At 37.5% G+C, this 18,535-nt stretch carries 16 protein-coding genes; all 16 read right to left on the bottom strand.

From position 1 onward, the window contains the following. Window positions 1-110: 110 nt before the first annotated feature. The 16 genes from GJE18_RS04230 to GJE18_RS04155 all read right to left on the bottom strand — a co-directional run bounded on the left by GJE18_RS04230 (window position 111) and on the right by GJE18_RS04155 (window position 18,528). Entirely contained in the window at window positions 111-524 is a 414-nt protein-coding gene (locus tag GJE18_RS04230; RefSeq protein WP_107368513.1) for a VOC family protein, read from the bottom strand. A gap of 547 nt (window positions 525-1,071) precedes the next feature. Beyond that, complete coding sequence (pyrE, locus tag GJE18_RS04225) at window positions 1,072-1,680, bottom strand: orotate phosphoribosyltransferase (RefSeq protein ID WP_103346135.1); 609 nt, start codon at window positions 1,678-1,680, stop codon at window positions 1,072-1,074. After that, the gene (gene pyrF, locus GJE18_RS04220; protein ID WP_107368514.1) at window positions 1,680-2,372 is read right to left on the bottom strand and encodes an orotidine-5'-phosphate decarboxylase; all 693 of its coding nucleotides are present in this window, start codon (window positions 2,370-2,372) and stop codon (window positions 1,680-1,682) included. The genes pyrE and pyrF overlap by 1 nt, the downstream gene beginning before the upstream one ends. Before the next feature lie 4 nt (window positions 2,373-2,376). Next, on the bottom strand, window positions 2,377-3,294 hold the full coding sequence (locus GJE18_RS04215) for a dihydroorotate dehydrogenase (RefSeq protein WP_107368515.1): 918 nt from the start codon (window positions 3,292-3,294) through the stop codon (window positions 2,377-2,379). Continuing rightward, on the bottom strand, window positions 3,291-4,055 hold the full coding sequence (locus GJE18_RS04210; protein ID WP_060550867.1) for a dihydroorotate dehydrogenase electron transfer subunit: 765 nt from the start codon (window positions 4,053-4,055) through the stop codon (window positions 3,291-3,293). The genes GJE18_RS04215 and GJE18_RS04210 overlap by 4 nt, the downstream gene beginning before the upstream one ends. An 11-nt stretch (window positions 4,056-4,066) precedes the next feature. Next, window positions 4,067-7,240, bottom strand: a complete 3,174-nt coding sequence (carB, locus tag GJE18_RS04205; protein ID WP_107368516.1) for a carbamoyl-phosphate synthase large subunit — start codon at window positions 7,238-7,240, stop codon at window positions 4,067-4,069. Beyond that, window positions 7,240-8,334: a carbamoyl phosphate synthase small subunit gene (locus tag GJE18_RS04200; RefSeq protein ID WP_060550865.1), complete on the bottom strand. Its 1,095-nt coding sequence runs from the start codon at window positions 8,332-8,334 to the stop codon at window positions 7,240-7,242. The genes carB and GJE18_RS04200 overlap by 1 nt, the downstream gene beginning before the upstream one ends. Further along, complete coding sequence (locus tag GJE18_RS04195; protein WP_107368517.1) at window positions 8,334-9,608, bottom strand: dihydroorotase; 1,275 nt, start codon at window positions 9,606-9,608, stop codon at window positions 8,334-8,336. The genes GJE18_RS04200 and GJE18_RS04195 overlap by 1 nt, the downstream gene beginning before the upstream one ends. A gap of 13 nt (window positions 9,609-9,621) precedes the next feature. Beyond that, window positions 9,622-10,497, bottom strand: coding sequence for an aspartate carbamoyltransferase catalytic subunit (locus tag GJE18_RS04190; RefSeq protein ID WP_060550863.1), 876 nt, complete (start codon window positions 10,495-10,497; stop codon window positions 9,622-9,624). 23 nt (window positions 10,498-10,520) lie between these two features. Continuing rightward, window positions 10,521-11,813: a uracil-xanthine permease family protein gene (locus GJE18_RS04185; protein WP_107368518.1), complete on the bottom strand. Its 1,293-nt coding sequence runs from the start codon at window positions 11,811-11,813 to the stop codon at window positions 10,521-10,523. Window positions 11,814-11,974: 161 nt separating this feature from the next. Continuing rightward, window positions 11,975-12,499 (bottom strand): bifunctional pyr operon transcriptional regulator/uracil phosphoribosyltransferase PyrR, encoded by a 525-nt coding sequence (gene pyrR / locus GJE18_RS04180; protein WP_037564802.1) that lies wholly within the window; start codon window positions 12,497-12,499, stop codon window positions 11,975-11,977. 289 nt (window positions 12,500-12,788) lie between these two features. Then, entirely contained in the window at window positions 12,789-13,709 is a 921-nt protein-coding gene (locus tag GJE18_RS04175; protein ID WP_060550861.1) for an RluA family pseudouridine synthase, read from the bottom strand. A 9-nt stretch (window positions 13,710-13,718) separates the two neighbouring features. After that, window positions 13,719-14,198: a signal peptidase II gene (gene lspA, locus GJE18_RS04170; RefSeq protein WP_037564804.1), complete on the bottom strand. Its 480-nt coding sequence runs from the start codon at window positions 14,196-14,198 to the stop codon at window positions 13,719-13,721. A gap of 121 nt (window positions 14,199-14,319) precedes the next feature. Then, window positions 14,320-14,526, bottom strand: a complete 207-nt coding sequence (locus GJE18_RS04165) for a hypothetical protein (RefSeq protein ID WP_037564806.1) — start codon at window positions 14,524-14,526, stop codon at window positions 14,320-14,322. A gap of 447 nt (window positions 14,527-14,973) precedes the next feature. After that, window positions 14,974-17,721: an isoleucine--tRNA ligase gene (gene ileS, locus GJE18_RS04160; protein WP_103346129.1), complete on the bottom strand. Its 2,748-nt coding sequence runs from the start codon at window positions 17,719-17,721 to the stop codon at window positions 14,974-14,976. Between the two features lie 189 nt (window positions 17,722-17,910). After that, window positions 17,911-18,528, bottom strand: a complete 618-nt coding sequence (locus tag GJE18_RS04155) for a DivIVA domain-containing protein (RefSeq protein ID WP_060550860.1) — start codon at window positions 18,526-18,528, stop codon at window positions 17,911-17,913. Window positions 18,529-18,535 lie beyond the last annotated feature (7 nt).

The raw sequence follows: 18,535 nt of genomic DNA, 5'->3' as shown, positions 1-18,535 counted from the left end.
ATGATCTATGTCCCAAACCTATTATATGATGAAATTAATTGATTTAATTATTCTATAATGTGACCACCACAGCTAGGTGGTTCTTTAGAGACGTGTTAGAATTTTAAATTTTATTTCTTTGATTCAGGTAATGCGAGTTGGAAATTGACGCCAAATTTATCTTGAATCCAGGCAAATTCACGGTATTGAGGTTGCATTTCCGTTTTTGGCATCAATATTGCACCGCCATCTTTCAAACCATTGTAAAGTACATCCATTTGATATTGATCTTTAACAGTAACAAATAATGACATCGCCGGATTCATTTCAATATCTGTTCCATTCATATTATCTATAGCCATAAAGACTTGACCATTAAGTTTAAAAATCGTGTGTTGCACTTTACCAGCGTAATCAGGTGTGGTTTCATCATATTTCACCATCGTGATAATTTCACTATCGTCAAACAAAGACGTATACAAATGTACTGCTTCTTCAGCATCACCATTAAACATTAAAAACGTCGTAATTTTAGATATTTTCATTACGTAAGTCCTCCTTGATGTGGTTGAGACTTATGTCACATGCCACCAAATTATAATATGAGTAGACGCACAATGTGAAACGAGGCACCGTGCGCCCATATCCAGATTCTTTTTAACTTTCACTTATGTATATAACCCGTTACAATGGAATTAAATCATGAATGGAGGAAAATCAAGATGATAAGTATAAATTTAGTGATACCTATTCTTGTCCTTTTAGTTATTATGCTTATAGGTTATGCTTTTGCACGTTGGTTCTTAAGATAAAGTTTATGGGTAAAAGCGATGCGTAAAATTGACTTATATGCACGATAACCTAAAAATGCACATCAAAGGTATGTCATTGATGTGCACCTGTATACGGTAGGATAAAATATTTTTCAATAGAAAGGGTGACGTCCTTTCGTCACCCTTATGTTTATACGATGATTACCCCTTCAAATGCTACTTAAGGATGAATTTGAAAGGGGTTTGCTTATTACTTAAGAAATGCTCCCGCGATTTTTAATAGATGATGTGAAGCATCCATAATCTAGTTATTTCCTCATTACAACGTGTTACGCCACTGAATTAAACCCTCTACATCTTGTTTAGAAATCTTGCCACGCTCAACTGCTACGTCTACAAGTTCATCAAAATGACTTAAAGTGTAGAAAGGAACTTGTGCTTGTTTAAATTGTTCATCCGCTTTACGTAAGCCATAGGTAAATATAGCAACGACGCCTAAAACGTCGGCCCCCGCTTCACGTAATGCTTCTACTGCAGTAATGGATGAGCCACCTGTCGAAATCAAATCTTCTATCACAACTACTTTTTTACCTTCACTTAATGCGCCTTCAATTTGATTTTGTTTTCCATGACTTTTACTCTTTGATCGTACGTAGCTCATTGGTAAATTCATTTTATCTGAAATAAATGCTGCATGTGGGATACCAGCTGTAGCTGTACCAGAAATGATATCTACTTTTTCAAAATGGTTTTGAATTAACTCGATTAAGCCATCTCGAATCGCTTCACGTACATTTGGATAACCTAACGTGACACGGTTATCACAATAAATTGGTGATTGAATTCCAGAACTCCATGTAAACATGTCATTAGGTGATAAGGAAACTGCTTCTATATCAAGTAATGCTTGTGCAATGTGTTTCGCCATTAGTTTAACCAACTTTCTTTAATTTGATGATATGCTTTGACAGGATCTGTGCTTTTTGTGATTGGACGTCCGACAACGATATGTGTAGCACCAAGGTGTTTAGCTTCTTCAGGTGTCGTCACACGTTTTTGATCGTTCACATCACTATGTTTCGGACGTATACCAGGTGTGACTTTTAAGAAATTGTCACCACAGTGCGCTTTAATCAACGCCGTTTCAAGTGGAGAACACACGACACCATCTAAACCTGAACGTTGCGCCAGTTTAGCATAGTTAAGCACTGCTTCTTCCATCGTTGTATGAATATTTTGTTCATGATGCAACATCTCTTCAGTTGTAGAAGTTAGTTGTGTGACTGCAATGATTTTAATGTTAGGATTATGCGTTTGTAATCCTTCTACTGCACGTGTCATCATTTCAGTGCCTCCAGCAGCATGCACATTGACAAGGTCTACCTCTAATTTCGCAAGCCCTGCCATCGCTTTGCCAACTGTATTTGGAATATCATGGAGTTTTAAATCTAAAAAAATATCATGTCCTAATTGCTTAATATCTTTAATCAATGAAGGTCCTGTTTGATAAAACAATTCCATTCCAACTTTGACAAACAGTGGCTCATTAAATTGTTTTAAAAATTGAATGACTTCTGTATGTGATGCAAAATCAAGTGCAATAATTGGAGTATTCTTCATTATTTTACAACCCTTTCTGCGTACGTCCTTTCAGTTCATGAATATGATGCACACCAAGGTCATCTAATAAATTTGGTAAGGCATCTATAATTTCTTTACAAACACATGGATTTTGGAAGTTAGCTGTTCCTACAGCAATGGCATCCGCACCGACTGAAATATAGTCAATCACGTCTTGCGCATTTTGAATGCCACCCATCGCTATAATAGGAATCGTTGGCATAGCTTTACGAACCTCATACACCATACGTAAGGCAACAGGCTTAATTGCTGGACCACTCAAGCCACCAATAACATTACTAATAATCGGACGCCCTGTTTTATGATCAATGCGTAAGCCTACGAGCGTGTTAATCATTGTTAAGCCGTCTGCATATTGACCAATCGCTTTTGCCATATCTACAATATTCGTCACATTAGGAGATAATTTAACATACACGGGCACTTCTGACACCGCTTTTACTTTTCGAGTTAATGAAGCAGCTACTTCAGGATCAACGCCAAACTGCATACCGCCTTCTTTAACATTTGGACACGAAATATTTAATTCAAGTGCTTTGACATTCGGTGCTTTAGAAACATGACTTGCTACATATACATAATCTTCTTCAGTAGAACCCGCGACATTTGCGATAATTGGTACATCATACGCTTCTAATGCTTTTAATTCATGCTCTAAAATATGGTGTACACCTGGATTTTGTAGCCCTATTGCATTAATCATTCCACTATCTGTTTCAGCAACACGTGGCGTTTCATTGCCAAAGCGTGCTTCTTTCGTAGCCGCTTTAATCATAATGGCACCGAGATCTGATAGAGAATAAAACTGACTGTACTCTGCGCCAAATGCGAAACATCCACTTGCTGGCATGACTGGATTTTTTAAAGTTAGTCCAGGTATCTCAACTGTTAATCGGCTCATAAAACTACCGCTCCTTTTTCAAAAACTGGCCCGTCCGTACACACTTTTACATAGTCAGTGGCGCTATCGGGCACGTGGCATACACAAGCAAAACATGCACCGATGCCACATCCCATGCGTTCTTCTAGAGAAATATATCCTGGAACATCTTTAAGAGTGTACAACTCCGTTAAAGCCTTTAACATCGGTTTAGGGCCACACGTGTAGTAAATATCATAATCAACTGGTAACGTATCAATCACATTGGTAACAAAACCCTTTTTACCTAAGCTACCATCTTCAGTAACGATATGCGTTTCACCGAGTGCTTCAAATTGTGATTGGTAAAACACATCTTTTTTTGAGCGAAACCCTAATACATGAACCGTTTCAATTCCCTTCAGATTGAGTTGTTTTGAAAGCTCATATAACGGGGGCACCCCGATACCGCCCCCTACTAGTAAAGCTTTCTTTTTTGCTTTTTCAACTGGAAAACCATTTCCTAACGGCGCAATGATATCGATAGGATCGCCGGCCTTTAATGCCGCAATTTTTTGCGTCCCTTCCCCTTCAGCTCTAAACAACATCGTAAACGTGTTTTTTTGGCTGTCAATGTTACAAATGGAAATAGGTCTTCTCAACATGTGTAGTGATCCTTGACCTGTTTTAATATGCACAAATTGACCAGGTTGTTTTAATTTAGAAACACTTGGACCACTCACTTTTAATTCATAAATGCGATCTGCAATTGCTTCATTAGAAAGTACTGTTAATTTATCCACTACAACGCCCCCTACATGTTTCGCATTGAAAATGTCATACTTTCAATCACGTTTGTTAATGCATTTGCTGTGTCTAAAGATGTTAAACATGGCACCCCATTTTCAACAGATGTGCGTCTAATTTGGAATCCATCACGCTCTATCGTTTTACCTTTCGTCATTGTATTAATGACAAGTTGTACGTCGCCATCTTGAATCTTGTGAAGTAAATCGTCATGACCGCCTATTTTACCTACCGTTTCCACTTGAATACCATGGTCAGCTAGTATTTGAGCTGACCCCTTCGTCGCAATGATTTTGTAACCTACTTCATTTAAACGTGTTGCGATTTTGACCATCTCTTGTTTATCTTTATCACTCACAGTTATTAAAACCGTTCCATAATCTTTGACTTCCATCCCAGCTGCTGTTAATCCTTTGAATAGTGCCTTTTCTAATGTAAGGTCACGTCCCATGACTTCACCTGTTGATTTCATTTCAGGTCCAAGTGTAATATCAACATTTTTTAATTTGTTAAAACTAAACACCGGTGCTTTCACAAATACGCCTTCTTTATATGGTTGAATCCCTTGCTTAAAGCCCATGTCTGTTAATTTTTCTCCCATAATTGCACGCATGGCAAGTTGCGCCATCTGTATTTCTGTTATTTTACTTAAAAATGGTACCGTACGACTCGAACGTGGGTTAACTTCTAACACGTATACCCCATCATGTGCTAACACGAACTGGATATTAATCAACCCGATAACATTTAAGCCTTTCGCAAGCTTAACTGTGTATGCTTCTAAAGTGTCGATGTCTTCTTGGCTTAATGTTTGTGGTGGATACACTGCGATTGAATCTCCTGAATGTACCCCTGCTCGTTCGATATGTTCCATGATGCCAGGAATAATCACCGTTTCACCATCACAAATCGCATCGACTTCGATTTCTTTACCAGTGAGATAACGATCGACTAATACTGGATGTTCTGGACTTGCTTTAACCGCTTCATTCATATAATTTTCAAGCTCAGCGTCATTATATACAATTTCCATCGCACGTCCCCCTAAGACATAGGATGGGCGTACAACAACGGGATAACCGATGTCTCGTGCATTATCCAGTGCTTCTGTTGCTGATGTTGCTGTTTTTCCTTTAGGTTGAGGGACATTAATTTGATTTAATAATGCCTCAAATTCTTTTCGGTCTTCCGCACGGTTTAAATCTTCAAGCGTCGTTCCTAGGATGTGAACACCATGTTTAACAAGTTTATCTGCAAGATTAATCGCAGTTTGTCCACCAAATTGAACAACGACCCCTTTAGGCTGTTCTAGGTTAATGATGTTCATCACATCTTCTTCAGTGAGTGGTTCAAAATACAATTTATCTGAGATAGAGAAGTCAGTTGATACGGTTTCAGGGTTGTTATTGACAATGATTGCTTCGTAACCTGCATTTTGAATCGCCCATACGGCATGAACCGTCGCATAATCAAATTCAACCCCTTGCCCAATCCGAATTGGACCTGAGCCTAAGACGATAATTTTTTCTTTATCGCTGACGATAGACTCATTTTCCTCTTCATATGTGCCATAAAAGTAAGGTGTTGCAGATTCAAATTCAGCTGCACACGTATCTACCATTTTGTATACTGGGTAGATGTTGTGTTGTTGTCTTAATTGATAAATTTCTTGCTCTGTCATTTCAAAACGATGCGCAATCACACGATCGCTAAATCCGAAGCGTTTCGCAAATTTCAGGTAATCAATATCCCCTTTATTTGCTTTTAATGCGTGTTCCATGTCGATAATGTTTTTAAATTTATTTAAGAAGAAGTAGTCGATTTTTGTCATCTCATGAATCTCTTCTAAAGAAGTCCCACGTCGAATTGCTTCACCGATAAAGAATAAACGTTCGTCATCTTGTGCTTTAATGCGCGCTTTAATGTAATCTAAGTCAAAGGATTCTCCATTTGGCAACCCTAAATGGTGTACGCCATACTCCAAAGAGCGAATTGCTTTAAGCAATGATTCTTCATACGTACGACCAATCGACATCACTTCACCAGTTGCTTTCATTTGCGTACCTAATTCGCGTTCACCTTTCTCAAATTTATCAAACGGAAATCGCGGAATTTTAGAAACAACATAGTCCAAAGCAGGTTCAAATGCAGCATACGATGTGCCAGTAACAGGGTTTTTCATTTCATCTAAAGTTAGACCAATCGCAATTTTGGCAGCCAATTTAGCTATAGGATAACCCGTTGCTTTTGACGCCAATGCCGATGAACGTGACACGCGTGGGTTCACTTCAATGATGTAGTATTTCATTGAGTGAGGATCTAGCGCAAGTTGGACATTACATCCACCTTCAATACCTAAAGCACGGATGACTTTTAACGAGACGTCACGCAACATTTGATATTCGACATCGGATAATGTTTGACTCGGTGCTACGACAACTGAATCCCCAGTATGGATACCTACAGGATCAATGTTTTCCATATTACAAACGACAATCGCATTATCATTTTTATCGCGCATCACTTCATACTCAATCTCTTTATAACCAGCTATTGATTTTTCAATTAAACATTGTGTAGCCGGACTGTACTTTAATCCGTTAGACACAACTTCTTTGAGCTCATCATCATTGTGGCAAATACCACCACCTGTACCGCCCATCGTAAAAGCTGGTCTTACGATTAATGGATAACCTACTTGCTCCTTAAATTGAAAGGCTTGTTCTAACGTATTGACAATATCACTTTCAGGTACAGGAACATCTAATTCATTCATTAAAGTACGAAAACGTTCACGGTCTTCAGCGCGTTCTATTGAATCGAGTTCTGTCCCAAGTAACTTCACATTATTGGAAGCGAGTACGCCACTATTGTGAAGTTCAATCGCCATATTCAAACCTGTTTGTCCACCTAAAGTTGGCAATAATGCGTCAGGTTGTTCTTTACGAATGATACGTGCGATAAAATCATGCGTAAGTGGTTCAATATAAACTTTATCGGCAATTTCTTTATCAGTCATAATCGTCGCTGGATTCGAATTGACTAAAATAACACGGTACCCCTCTTCTTTTAGAGCCAGACACGCCTGAGTTCCGGCATAATCAAATTCTGCTGCTTGCCCAATAATGATTGGTCCTGAACCAATGACTAAGATGGATTGAATATCATTTCTTTTTGGCATTATGAACGCACCCCTTCTTTTTGATGGTCTAGCATTAACGTGATAAATTGATCAAATAAATAGTTAGAATCTGTAGGACCTGGACATGCTTCAGGATGGTACTGCACTGAAAATGCTGGCGCTGTCTTATGACGTAATCCTTCCACAGTACCATCATTTAGCGCAATATGGGTCACTTCTAAATCGGTAGCTTTAATCGATGCAGCATCAATCGCATAACCATGGTTTTGACTCGTCAACGCGATTTTTCCAGTGCGTAAATCTTTAACAGGATGATTGGCACCACGATGTCCAAATTTCATTTTGAAAGATGTTGCACCTTGAGAGAGTGCAAACAGTTGATGTCCTAAGCAAATGCCAAAAAATGGAATTTTCCCTAGTATGCCTTGAATCATCTCAATCGCAACGTGTACATCTTCAGGATCTCCAGGCCCATTTGATAACATGACACCATCAGGAGACATGTTTAAAATCGCTTCTGCACTTGTATCATAAGGGACAACTGTGACTTCACATCCGCGAGCATTGAGTTCACGCACAATATTTTGTTTTTTACCAAAGTCTACAAGGACAACATGTAAGTTGAATCCCGTAGAGACATATGGTGTTTTCGTTGAAACTGTTGGCACTTCAGTTCGTGGAAATTCAATTGTTTTTAATATTTGTATCGTCGTATCTATGTCATTTTTATGATCAACAAATGCAGCTTTAAATACACCATGTTGACGAATTTTTTTCGTAATACTGCGTGTATCTACACCGCTGATTCCTGGAATATTAAATGTTTTTAATACTTCATCTAAAGATTTTTGAGCACGGAAATTACTAGGTGTTGAACATGCTTCTTTAACTACAACACCATTAAGTGTCGGTACTAACGATTCAAAATCCTCACGATTAATCCCGTAATTTCCAATTAATGGATACGTAAATGTTATGATTTGACCTGTATAAGAAGGATCAGAAATCGTTTCTTGATAGCCTGTCATCGCTGTATTGAAAACAATTTCCCCTCTTGTTAATGCATCAGAACCTAATTTAAAACCTGTATATACCGTTCCATCTTCAAGTACCAGATAACGTTTCTCAAACATTATTTTCCCCCCTTATAACGAATCTCTCCATCAACCATCGTGAATAAAGTTTTACCATACACACGCTCTCCTAAAAATGGTGTGTTAGAAGATTTAGATAAAAAGTCTTCCGCTTTAATGTCATATGCTACATCTAAATCAATGAGTGTTAAGTCTGCAGGCGCGCCTTCTTCAAGTTTGCCAAACGGTAAGTCAAATAATTTAGCAGGTTTAATTGTGATATAGTCTACTAATTGTTGTAATGACCATTTCCCTGTTTTAACAAAGTGTGTATATAAAAGTGGGAAAGCCGTTTCACTTCCTACAATTCCAAAAGGTGCACGCGTCATCGGTTGATCTTTTTCATCAGCAGCATGCGGTGCATGATCAGTCGCAATGATGTCAATTGTGCCATCTAATAAACCATCAATCAGTGCTTGGCGATCTTCGGTACTTCTTAGAGGCGGATTCATTTTATAAATGGCGTTATCTCCAGGCACATCGTCTTCTGATAATAATAAATGATGTGGTGTAACTTCAGCTGTCACTGGTATACCTGCTTTTTTGGCATCGCGTATCACACGTACACTTTCTTTAGTTGATACGTGACAGACGTGATAATGGCAACCTGTTGCTTCACTTAAGAGTACATCACGTGCAATTTGTACTGCCTCACAAATGCTAGGAATTCCAGGAATACCCAATGCTTTACTACGTTCACCCTCATGCATCGCGCCACCATAAATCAAACTATTATCTTCACAATGTGCGACAATGGCTTTATTCACAGCTTTTGCTTGTTGCATCGCTTCATACATTTTAGCCGCTTCTTGAACACCGACACCATCATCTGTAAATGCAAATGTCCCTTCATTGGCTAACGCCTTAAAATCAACATGCGTTTTACCTGCCTGACGCTCTGTAATGGCCGCATAAGGTAACACACGTACGTGGGCATTTTCATCAATTAAGTGATGTAACCTTTGCATATGTTCTACTGAATCTGGAACAGGTTTTGTGTTTGGCATAGGACAAATTGTCGTAAATCCGCCACGCGCTGCAGCAAGTGTGCCTGTCTCAATTGTTTCTTTATGCTCACCACCTGGCTCTCTTAAATGCACATGCACATCAATAAAACCAGCTGATAAGAAATGCCCCTGAGCGTCAATCTGGTCCATTTCAGCTTGAGGTTCAATTTTATCTGCGATGGCTTTAATTTTTCCTGCTTCAACTAACACATCTACACGTTTTAATGTCCCTGCTTCTAACATCTTTGCATTTTGAATTAAGATCATTTCAATCTCTCCCTTATCGAATCGTTTCCGTTAATACTGCCATTCTTAAATACACACCGTTTTGCATTTGCTTAAAAATTCTAGACTTTGGCGCTTCTACTAACGCATCAGCAATCTCTACATTGCGATTAACTGGCGCGGGATGCATTATAATAGCATCCTCTTTTAACCTGTTGTACCGTGCTTCATTTAACCCGTATTGCGCGTGATATGCTTTTGCATCAAACGTGATGTCGCCTTCATCATGACGTTCATGTTGTACACGGAGCAACATGACAATATCGACCTTATCAATCACATCATCTAAATCTACATACGTTCCTCCCATCGTCTCATCTTGCCAAATGTCAGGACTTGAAAACACAACATTTGCACCTAAAGCTGTTAAACTTTGATAATTACTACGTGCAACCCGTGAGTTTTTAATGTCACCACAAATGACGATATTAAGCGCTTCAAAACGTCCAAACGCTTCGTAAATCGTCATTAAATCCAGTAAGCTTTGCGTCGGATGTTGTCCACTACCATCACCAGCGTTAATAATCGGTATACCCATATGTAACAATTCGTCATAATAGTTGTTCTCATGATGACGGATAACGAGCGCGTCACACCCTATACTTTGTAACGTTCGACATGTATCATATAGGGATTCTCCTTTTTGCACAGATGACGTCGCTATTTCAAAATTGATTTGTTTCATCTCTAGTCGATGTTCTGCCATTTCAAAACTGCATTTTGTACGTGTTGAATTCTCGAAAAACAAATTAGCAATATATTTCCCTTTTAAACTTGGTCTGACTTCTCCATGTTTATATTGTGAAGCGACTTCTATAAGGTGTTTAATGTCTTCAGTTGATAACTTTTCCATTGAAACTAAATGTTGCATCATATGTCCTCCTTTGAATGTGTCTAACGTTTTGGTAGTAAGAGATTTAAAACGATTCCTGCTGTTGCTGATAATGCCATACCTTCGATTGTCAACTTAACACCTAAATCTGATAAGTTAAGCATCATATTACCAATACCAATCACTAAAATGACTGACGCAATGACTAAATTTCGGTTTTGCGCAAAATCCACCTGACTTTCAACAATCATTCGTAAGCCACTCGCTGCAATTGTTCCGAAAAGCAGAATGGATACACCACCCATAACAGGTGTTGGGATAGATGAAATCAATGCTGTAAATTTTCCAACAAATCCAAGCATGATGGCAATCACAGCAGCCCCTGCGATTACATAAATGCTATAGATTTTTGTAATTGCTAGTACCCCAATGTTTTCACCATACGTCGTACTTGGTGGTCCACCAATGATGCTCGAAAACATTGTGGACGCCCCGTCACCGATGATTGACCGATGTAAACCTGGATCTTCAAAGAAATTACGACCTACTATTTTGTTAATCACCATTTGATGCCCAATATGCTCACTTACAGTGACGAATACAATGGGTAACATCACTGCTATTAAACCGAGGTGTATAGAAGGTTGATAATCTGCAAACGGTATGTAAATATCCGGAAATTGTAACCATGCTGCGTCTTGAACTTTGCTAAAATCCACTATGCCGAAAATAATTGCTGCAATGTAGCCAACAATGATACCGATAAGCACCGGGATAAGTGAGAAAAATCCTTTTGCAAAGCCTTGTACAATCAATGTGACAAATAATGTAATTGCTGCTACAGCGACATACGTTAAGTTATATCCTTTCATATCCCCTGAGTTTTCAAACATTGCCATATTCACTGCAGTAGGTGCAAGACTTAATCCAATAACCATAATGACAGGACCGACAACGACAGGTGGTAAGATGTTCATGAGCCAGTTCGTACCGCTTAATTTAATAGCAATACCGATAATGACATACATGACCCCACTCATAAATAAAGCAACTAACATATCGCCTAAACTATTTGTACTCAAACCAGTAATGATGGGTGTGATAAAGGCAAAGCTTGATCCTAAATACGCGGGTATTTTCCCTTTAGTAATTAAGATATAAAGGAGCGTTCCCACCCCCGATGCGAGTAACGCCGAGGATACTGGTAGCCCTGTTAAGAAAGGAACGAGTACTGTCGCACCAAACATCGCAAATAAATGCTGTATGCTTAAAAAAGCCCATTGTGCTGGTTTTGGTTTTTCATGTACATCTAAAACGGGTTGTACTGTACGTTTAAACATTTCTTCATTTTGCATTTTGATATCTCCTTTTATAAAAAAATCTCTTAACTTTATTCAGTTAAGAGACATGGGTAATCAAAATGATATAGTGATGCCGATGAAGGTGTAGCTACATGCATCCTATGAATCATTTTGAGGGTACCTTTGTCAGTCTCTCGTACTGAATTAAAAGGTGGTTATTGAATTATGACGGCGTTACGATCATCTACTTCGGACAAGAACACTTCAACAGATTCTTCATGTGATGTCGGTATATTTTTACCTACAAAATCTGCGCGGATGGGTAACTCTCGGTGACCACGATCCACGAGTGTTGCGAGACCTATTTTTTTGGGACGTCGATGTAATAAAATAGCATCTAATGATGCACGTACTGTGCGTCCAGTGTACAGTACATCGTCAACAATAATGACGATGCGATCATTTAAATCTATATCTATGTCGAAAGATTGCGCTAACGCCACATCGCGCATTTCGACATCATCACGAAATTGGGTAATGTCAATTGTTCCCGTTGGTACAGAAACATTTTCTATTTGTTGTATCTTTTGTTGGATACGCTTTGCCAAAAATTCACCACGTGTCTTAATCCCTAACAAAGCCAAATTTTCAGAACCCTTATTATATTCCAGAATTTCATGTGCAATGCGTGTCAATGTACGGTTAATTGCTGATTCATCTAAAATAATACGTTCTGCCATAGTTCACATTCCTTTCGAAAGGCATGATTGATTTGATTTCATATTAATGAGCTATGATTGAGACATAAAAAAACTCATGTCTGTAATAAGACATGAGTGAATATGTTAAAGTAACGACTCATTTTATTTTGCTTCACAGAACAAAACAAAACGCGCCTACATTAATGTATACGTTTCATGTCTTTCAAGCCTCACGGGACTCATATTTAAAGACTTCATTTATTTACTGTAAACCATCATAACGTTTTTAGACGCAATTGTCAAAGTGAGAATCGTAACATTTTACGTTTTAAGTTACATCTTCTTGACGTATTGCTTCTATAAGTGCTTCAAACGCTTCAGGAAGCGGAGCACTACGTTCAATATATTCACCTGTACGTGGATGTGTAAATCCAATTAACCCAGCATGCAACGCTTGTCCACCAATATCTCGTGTTTTTTTCGGTCCATACTTTGGATCCCCTACAAGTGGAAAACCAATGTATTTCATGTGCACACGAATTTGGTGTGTGCGTCCAGTTTCAAGCTGACATTCTACCAGTGTATAATTTTTAAAGTTTTCGATCACATTAAAATGCGTAATGGCTTCTTTACCATTATCAACCACATCCATGGATTGACGATCATTCTGATTACGACCAATGGGAGCCTCGATAGTACCGAATTCATGTGGGATGTGACCATGAACAAGTGCGGTATATTTTCGCGTCACGGTTTTCGCCATTAATTGCTCAACAAGGTGACGGTGTGCCACGTCATTTTTTGCAACCATTAATAATCCTGACGTATCCTTATCGATACGATGCACAATGCCCGGGCGAATTTCGCCATTAATTCCAGATAAATCTTTTATTTGATACATTAATCCGTTGACTAAAGTACCGGAGTAATGACCCGCAGATGGATGCACAACCATGCCTTTGGGTTTGTATACAATCGCGACATCTTCATCTTCATAATAAATGTCTAAATTTAAATTTTCTGGTTTAATATCCGCTTCAATGAGTTCTGCTTCTGTCACTTCAATGCTATCATTCAATTTCACTTTATAATTTGATTTTACAACTTTATCGTTTACCTTAACTTGACCTTCCTTAATCCAATCCTGAATTTGACTGCGAGACCACTCTTGATTGAATTGAGGTAATACTTTATCAATACGTTGTAACGCTAAAGATGCATCTTCAATTTTAAATTCATGTTTTTGCATGGTACTCACCTATCCTTTTTCACGTTGTGTCGAAAATACCAACACGATAATTAGTAAAATAACGCCGATTGTTAAGCTCGAATCTGCAATATTAAAAATCGGAAAATCATATCCAAAAATCTTCGTATCGATAAAATCTACAACTTCACCATTCAATACACGATCTATAAAATTTCCTAAAGCTCCAGCAATTAATAAACTAATTGAAAATTGCATGAGTAAGTGACCTTGCGCTTCTTTAACATAGAAATAAATGAGTGCGATTAAAATAACGACCGTTATGATATAGAAAAATGGCATATGGCCACTTAGAATACCCCAAGCAGCACCATTGTTGCGATGTGATGTTATCGCTAAAACATTTGGTATAACAGTAAACGATTCCCCAACTGTCATTTGTGCGACTATGAGCCATTTCGTCAATTGGTCAGCAATTAAGACTATAATTACTGTGAAGATGGATAAACCTAAAAAGTATTTTTTCTTCATCGTTTAAAATCCTTTCTACTTACATTCCATCATTATACCATGAAAATGTCATTTCCAATCATATACTTTAATTGTAATCACTTATTCTTGAATATGATTGCATTTATAAACACACTTACCATTATCTTCTCGATTTTTTAATATATAATAACATTGCCATTAATACTCCAAATGCATAACCTAAAACTGTTGTAACTAAAACGTCTAGAAAATTTGAAAATCCTAACATATTACCATAATAAATTTGATTAAATGTTAAGTGTTTCACCGTTTCCGCTAAAAATACGACCATAGCAAATATCAGTCCGCAAATAAAATATTTCCCCATTGTGTCACTCCCTTAATATAAAACCCTTATTTAAAGATTTTGATAGTTGACGTTGATTAACGATAAAAGCGTAACACAAATAGAGACTAAAAATACTAAATAATATATTATATTACATTAATTTTACCTTAAATTTTATGTAGACATAATTCTAAAGTGTATTTACGTTTCTTTTTACATAAAAGCACACGTATATCAACCGCATTGTATCACCGCTTTCATATCACTAGGCATAACCTCTTTTGTTAAGCCAATTGGCAATGATGATGACATAAACGCACTCATATTAATCATTTAGATGTCAATACATATTAAAATAAGCACTTTTTTGAATACAGTGTGGAATGAAATAAAGCCCCCAAATTCATAGCGAGATGAACTTGGAGGCAAAACACCAAACTAAATTTTATTAACATTGAAAGTATAGGTTTATATCTCACGCATGTATTATTTTAATGTTTTAACAACTTCTTGACAGCGCGGACATAATGCAGTCATTTCACCTACTGATCCTAAATCATTTGAATAGTTCCAACAACGCGCACATTGCTCTCCTTCAGCATGTTCAATCGCGATGTTCGCATATTGGTAATCTTGACCATTCGGTGACTCAACAACTTCTACTTGTGACACAATAAAGAGTTGATGTAAATCTTCAAATTGACTTAAGAATGACGTTGTGTCAAATGAAGTACTATTTCCAATCTTCACTTTCGCTTGTAATGATTTACCGATGATTTTTTCATTACGTGCTTGTTCTAATGCACGGTTAACATCATCACGTAAACTCATAAATGTCGTCCATTTTTCGATTAATTCACGATCAACATCTTGACGCTCAGGTAAATTTGATAAATGAACACTTTCTTCTGGTTGCTGTTCAATATAAGACCATACTTCATCAGCAGTATGTGGAATGATTGGTGCTAATAGTTTCGTTAAATCAATCAAGATTTCATAAAGTACCGTTTGCATACTACGGCGTTTATGCGCATCTTTAGCTTCGATATATAAAATATCTTTACCATAATCTAAATAGAAGTTACTAAGTTCTACATTGATGAAGTTTTGAACTTCTTGATAGATATCAAGATAATCAAAGTGATCAAAATGATCTAACGTGCTGTTTTTAAATTCTCTAAAACGATGTAATACGTAACGATCAACTTCTAATAAACGGTCTTCTGAAATGCTATCTGTATTTGGATTGTAATCACTCACATTACCAAGTAAGAAGCGTAACGTGTTACGAATTTTACGATATACATCAGCCACTTGTTTTAAAATCTCTTCAGAAATACGTACGTCTGCTAAATAATCCACAGATGATACCCATAAACGTGCTATGTCAGCACCTTTTTGTTTAACAATGGTATCTGGAACGATGACATTACCTAAAGATTTACTCATTTTTTTACCTTCACCGTCCATAACAAAACCGTGAGATAACAACATCTTATAAGGTGAAATACCTCGTGTTGCTACAGAAGTCGTAATTGAAGAGTTAAACCAACCACGATATTGGTCACTACCTTCTAAATACATATCTGCTGGATAACTTAACTCAGGGCGTCCTTCTAACACACCACGATGTGATGAACCAGAGTCAAACCACACGTCCATAATGTCTTCTTCTTTCGTGAATACACCATTTGGACTACCTTCATGAGTAAACCCTTCTGGTAATAAGTCTTTTGCATCACGCTCAAACCAAATATTAGAGCCGTGTTTTTCAAATAAATCTGCAACATGATTTACTGTCTCTTTAGTCATAATCGTGTCACCATTTTCAGCATAGAAAACTGGAAGCGGAACGCCCCAAACACGTTGACGCGAAATGACCCATTCACCACGGTCACGAATCATGTTGTAAATACGCGTCTTACCCCAATCTACTTTAAACATTGTGTGATCTATTGCATCTAAAATATCTTCACGTACTTTTGAAATTGAGGCAAACCATTGTGGTGTTGCACGGAAAATAACAGGTTTTTTCGTACGCCAATCATGCGGGTAACTATGTGTAATGAAGTTTAATTTGAGTAATGCACCTTTTTCAGTTAACAATTCTGTAATGTCTTTATTTGCTTTATCATAGAACATGCCCGCAAATTGACCTGCTTCTTCAGTAAACACACCTTTATCATCAACTGGACTAATCACATCCAAACCATATTTCTGACCTACGATATAGTCATCTTCACCATGACCAGGTGCTGTATGGACACAACCTGTACCAGCGTCTGTCGTAACATGTGTACCATTGATAACAAGTGACACGCGGTCAATAAATGGATGTGCTGTTTCAACGTACTCTAGCTCAGAACCTTTAAATTCTTTTTCACGAACAACCGTTTCTTTATTCCATTCTAATGCTTCTGCAACGTTGTCGACTAATGCTTCTGCAATGACATATTTTTCACCATCGACATTCATTTGTACATAAGTCAATTCTGGATGTACAGAAATTGCAACATTGGCAGGTAAAGTCCAAGGCGTCGTTGTCCAAATAATAAACTTGGCATCTTCATCTACAGTGCCTTTTGCATCTTTAACTTCAAAAGCAACATAAATAGACGCTGAACGTTTATCGTGATATTCAATTTCAGCTTCAGCTAATGATGACTCACTTGATGGCGACCAATATACCGGTTTTTTACCTTTATAAATTAATCCTCTGTCAGCCATTTCACCAAACAAACGAATTTGAGCAGCTTCATATTCAGGTTTAAGTGTAATATATGGATTATTAAAGTCACCATTCACACCTAGACGTTTAAAGTCTTTTTTCTGCAATTCGATTTGTTCTAATGCAAATGCTTCACATTTTTTTCTGAAGTCTGCTGTAGACATTTCTTTACGTTTGACACCTTTTTTCGTTAAGGCTTGTTCGATTGGTAAACCATGAGTATCCCAACCTGGAACAAAAGGTGTATAAAACCCTTGCATCGTTTTGTAACGTACAATAAAATCTTTTAAAATTTTATTTAACGCATGTCCCATATGTAAATTACCATTTGCATATGGTGGTCCATCATGCAAAATGAAAGGTGTATTCCCCTCATTTTTCTTTAACATTTTGTCATAAAGTTGTTTTTCTTCCCATTCTGCTTGGATTTGCGGTTCTTTATTTGGTAATCCCCCACGCATAGGAAATTTCGTTTTAGGCATTAACAACGTCTCTTTATAATCCATCATTCATACACTCCTTTAAATATAAAAAGAACTCTAAGCTCAATTAAAGGGACGACTTATGCCGCGGTACCACCCTCATTAACTCAGCTTAGAGTTCTCTTATAATAAATATATTCATCAACAATGTGAGTGATACAAGAAAAGGGTCTACGTTAGGCTCTCACCAATCCTAACTCGCTGTGGTAAAACTTACTTCTCTTGCGCGTCTCCATCATTTTGTTTTTTATTTTCAGTAGATTGTTGTGCTTCAGGTTTTGCTTGTGCTTGTTGTTGCTCTTGTGCAGTAATGTCTTGCTGATGTAAATGGTGGAAGTTTTCTTCAGTCACTTGTTGTGCGTCAAGATCATAGTTAAGTAAATACTCCCAGTCATCGCTTTTAAGTAAATCGAGTTGCGCTTCAACAAGCATTCTGAAACGTGAACGGAAAATTTTAGACTGACGCTTCATATCTTCAGTTTGGAATGATAAGCGACGTGCTTTTTCAATACCATCATTGACTATACGATTGGCTTCAGCATGTGCTTTTTGAACGATTGCATCATGTTCTTTTTGTGCTGCAGCTTTTGTTTCATCCGCAGCGCGTTGTGCACTTACAATCGCTTCTCCTACCGATTTTTCAACATCTTTAAAAGATTGGATATGTGCATCTCTTTCTTCTAAAACTTTTTCAAGTTGTTTTTTATCTTCTTTTAAACGTTCAATTTCAGTACTTAATTGTTCCAAATATTGTTCAACTTCTGTCGGTTCAAAACCATTTTTGATACGTGTAAAAGATTTATTTTTAATTTCACTTGGGGTAAAAGCCATGTCATTT

This window comes from Staphylococcus agnetis, assembly GCF_011466855.1.
Taxonomy (GTDB): Bacteria; Bacillota; Bacilli; order Staphylococcales; family Staphylococcaceae; genus Staphylococcus; species Staphylococcus agnetis.
The sequence above is the reverse complement of the archived record's forward strand: the minus strand, read 5'-3'. Positions and strand labels throughout refer to the sequence as shown.

What these genes read in the sequence shown, in the direction of transcription:
- GJE18_RS04230 (WP_107368513.1), bottom strand. Translation starts at nt 524, where the DNA reads ATGAAAATATCTAAAATTACGACGTTTTTAATGTTTAATGGTGATGCT.
- pyrE (WP_103346135.1), bottom strand. Translation starts at nt 1,680, where the DNA reads ATGGCGAAACACATTGCACAAGCATTACTTGATATAGAAGCAGTTTCC.
- pyrF (WP_107368514.1), bottom strand. Translation starts at nt 2,372, where the DNA reads ATGAAGAATACTCCAATTATTGCACTTGATTTTGCATCACATACAGAA.
- GJE18_RS04215 (WP_107368515.1), bottom strand. Translation starts at nt 3,294, where the DNA reads ATGAGCCGATTAACAGTTGAGATACCTGGACTAACTTTAAAAAATCCA.
- carB (WP_107368516.1), bottom strand. Translation starts at nt 7,240, where the DNA reads ATGCCAAAAAGAAATGATATTCAATCCATCTTAGTCATTGGTTCAGGA.
- GJE18_RS04200 (WP_060550865.1), bottom strand. Translation starts at nt 8,334, where the DNA reads ATGTTTGAGAAACGTTATCTGGTACTTGAAGATGGAACGGTATATACA.
- GJE18_RS04195 (WP_107368517.1), bottom strand. Translation starts at nt 9,608, where the DNA reads ATGATCTTAATTCAAAATGCAAAGATGTTAGAAGCAGGGACATTAAAA.
- GJE18_RS04190 (WP_060550863.1), bottom strand. Translation starts at nt 10,497, where the DNA reads ATGCAACATTTAGTTTCAATGGAAAAGTTATCAACTGAAGACATTAAA.
- GJE18_RS04185 (WP_107368518.1), bottom strand. Translation starts at nt 11,813, where the DNA reads ATGCAAAATGAAGAAATGTTTAAACGTACAGTACAACCCGTTTTAGAT.
- pyrR (WP_037564802.1), bottom strand. Translation starts at nt 12,499, where the DNA reads ATGGCAGAACGTATTATTTTAGATGAATCAGCAATTAACCGTACATTG.
- GJE18_RS04175 (WP_060550861.1), bottom strand. Translation starts at nt 13,709, where the DNA reads ATGCAAAAACATGAATTTAAAATTGAAGATGCATCTTTAGCGTTACAA.
- lspA (WP_037564804.1), bottom strand. Translation starts at nt 14,198, where the DNA reads ATGAAGAAAAAATACTTTTTAGGTTTATCCATCTTCACAGTAATTATA.
- GJE18_RS04165 (WP_037564806.1), bottom strand. Translation starts at nt 14,526, where the DNA reads ATGGGGAAATATTTTATTTGCGGACTGATATTTGCTATGGTCGTATTT.
- ileS (WP_103346129.1), bottom strand. Translation starts at nt 17,721, where the DNA reads ATGGATTATAAAGAGACGTTGTTAATGCCTAAAACGAAATTTCCTATG.
- GJE18_RS04155 (WP_060550860.1), bottom strand. Translation starts at nt 18,528, where the DNA reads ATGGCTTTTACCCCAAGTGAAATTAAAAATAAATCTTTTACACGTATC.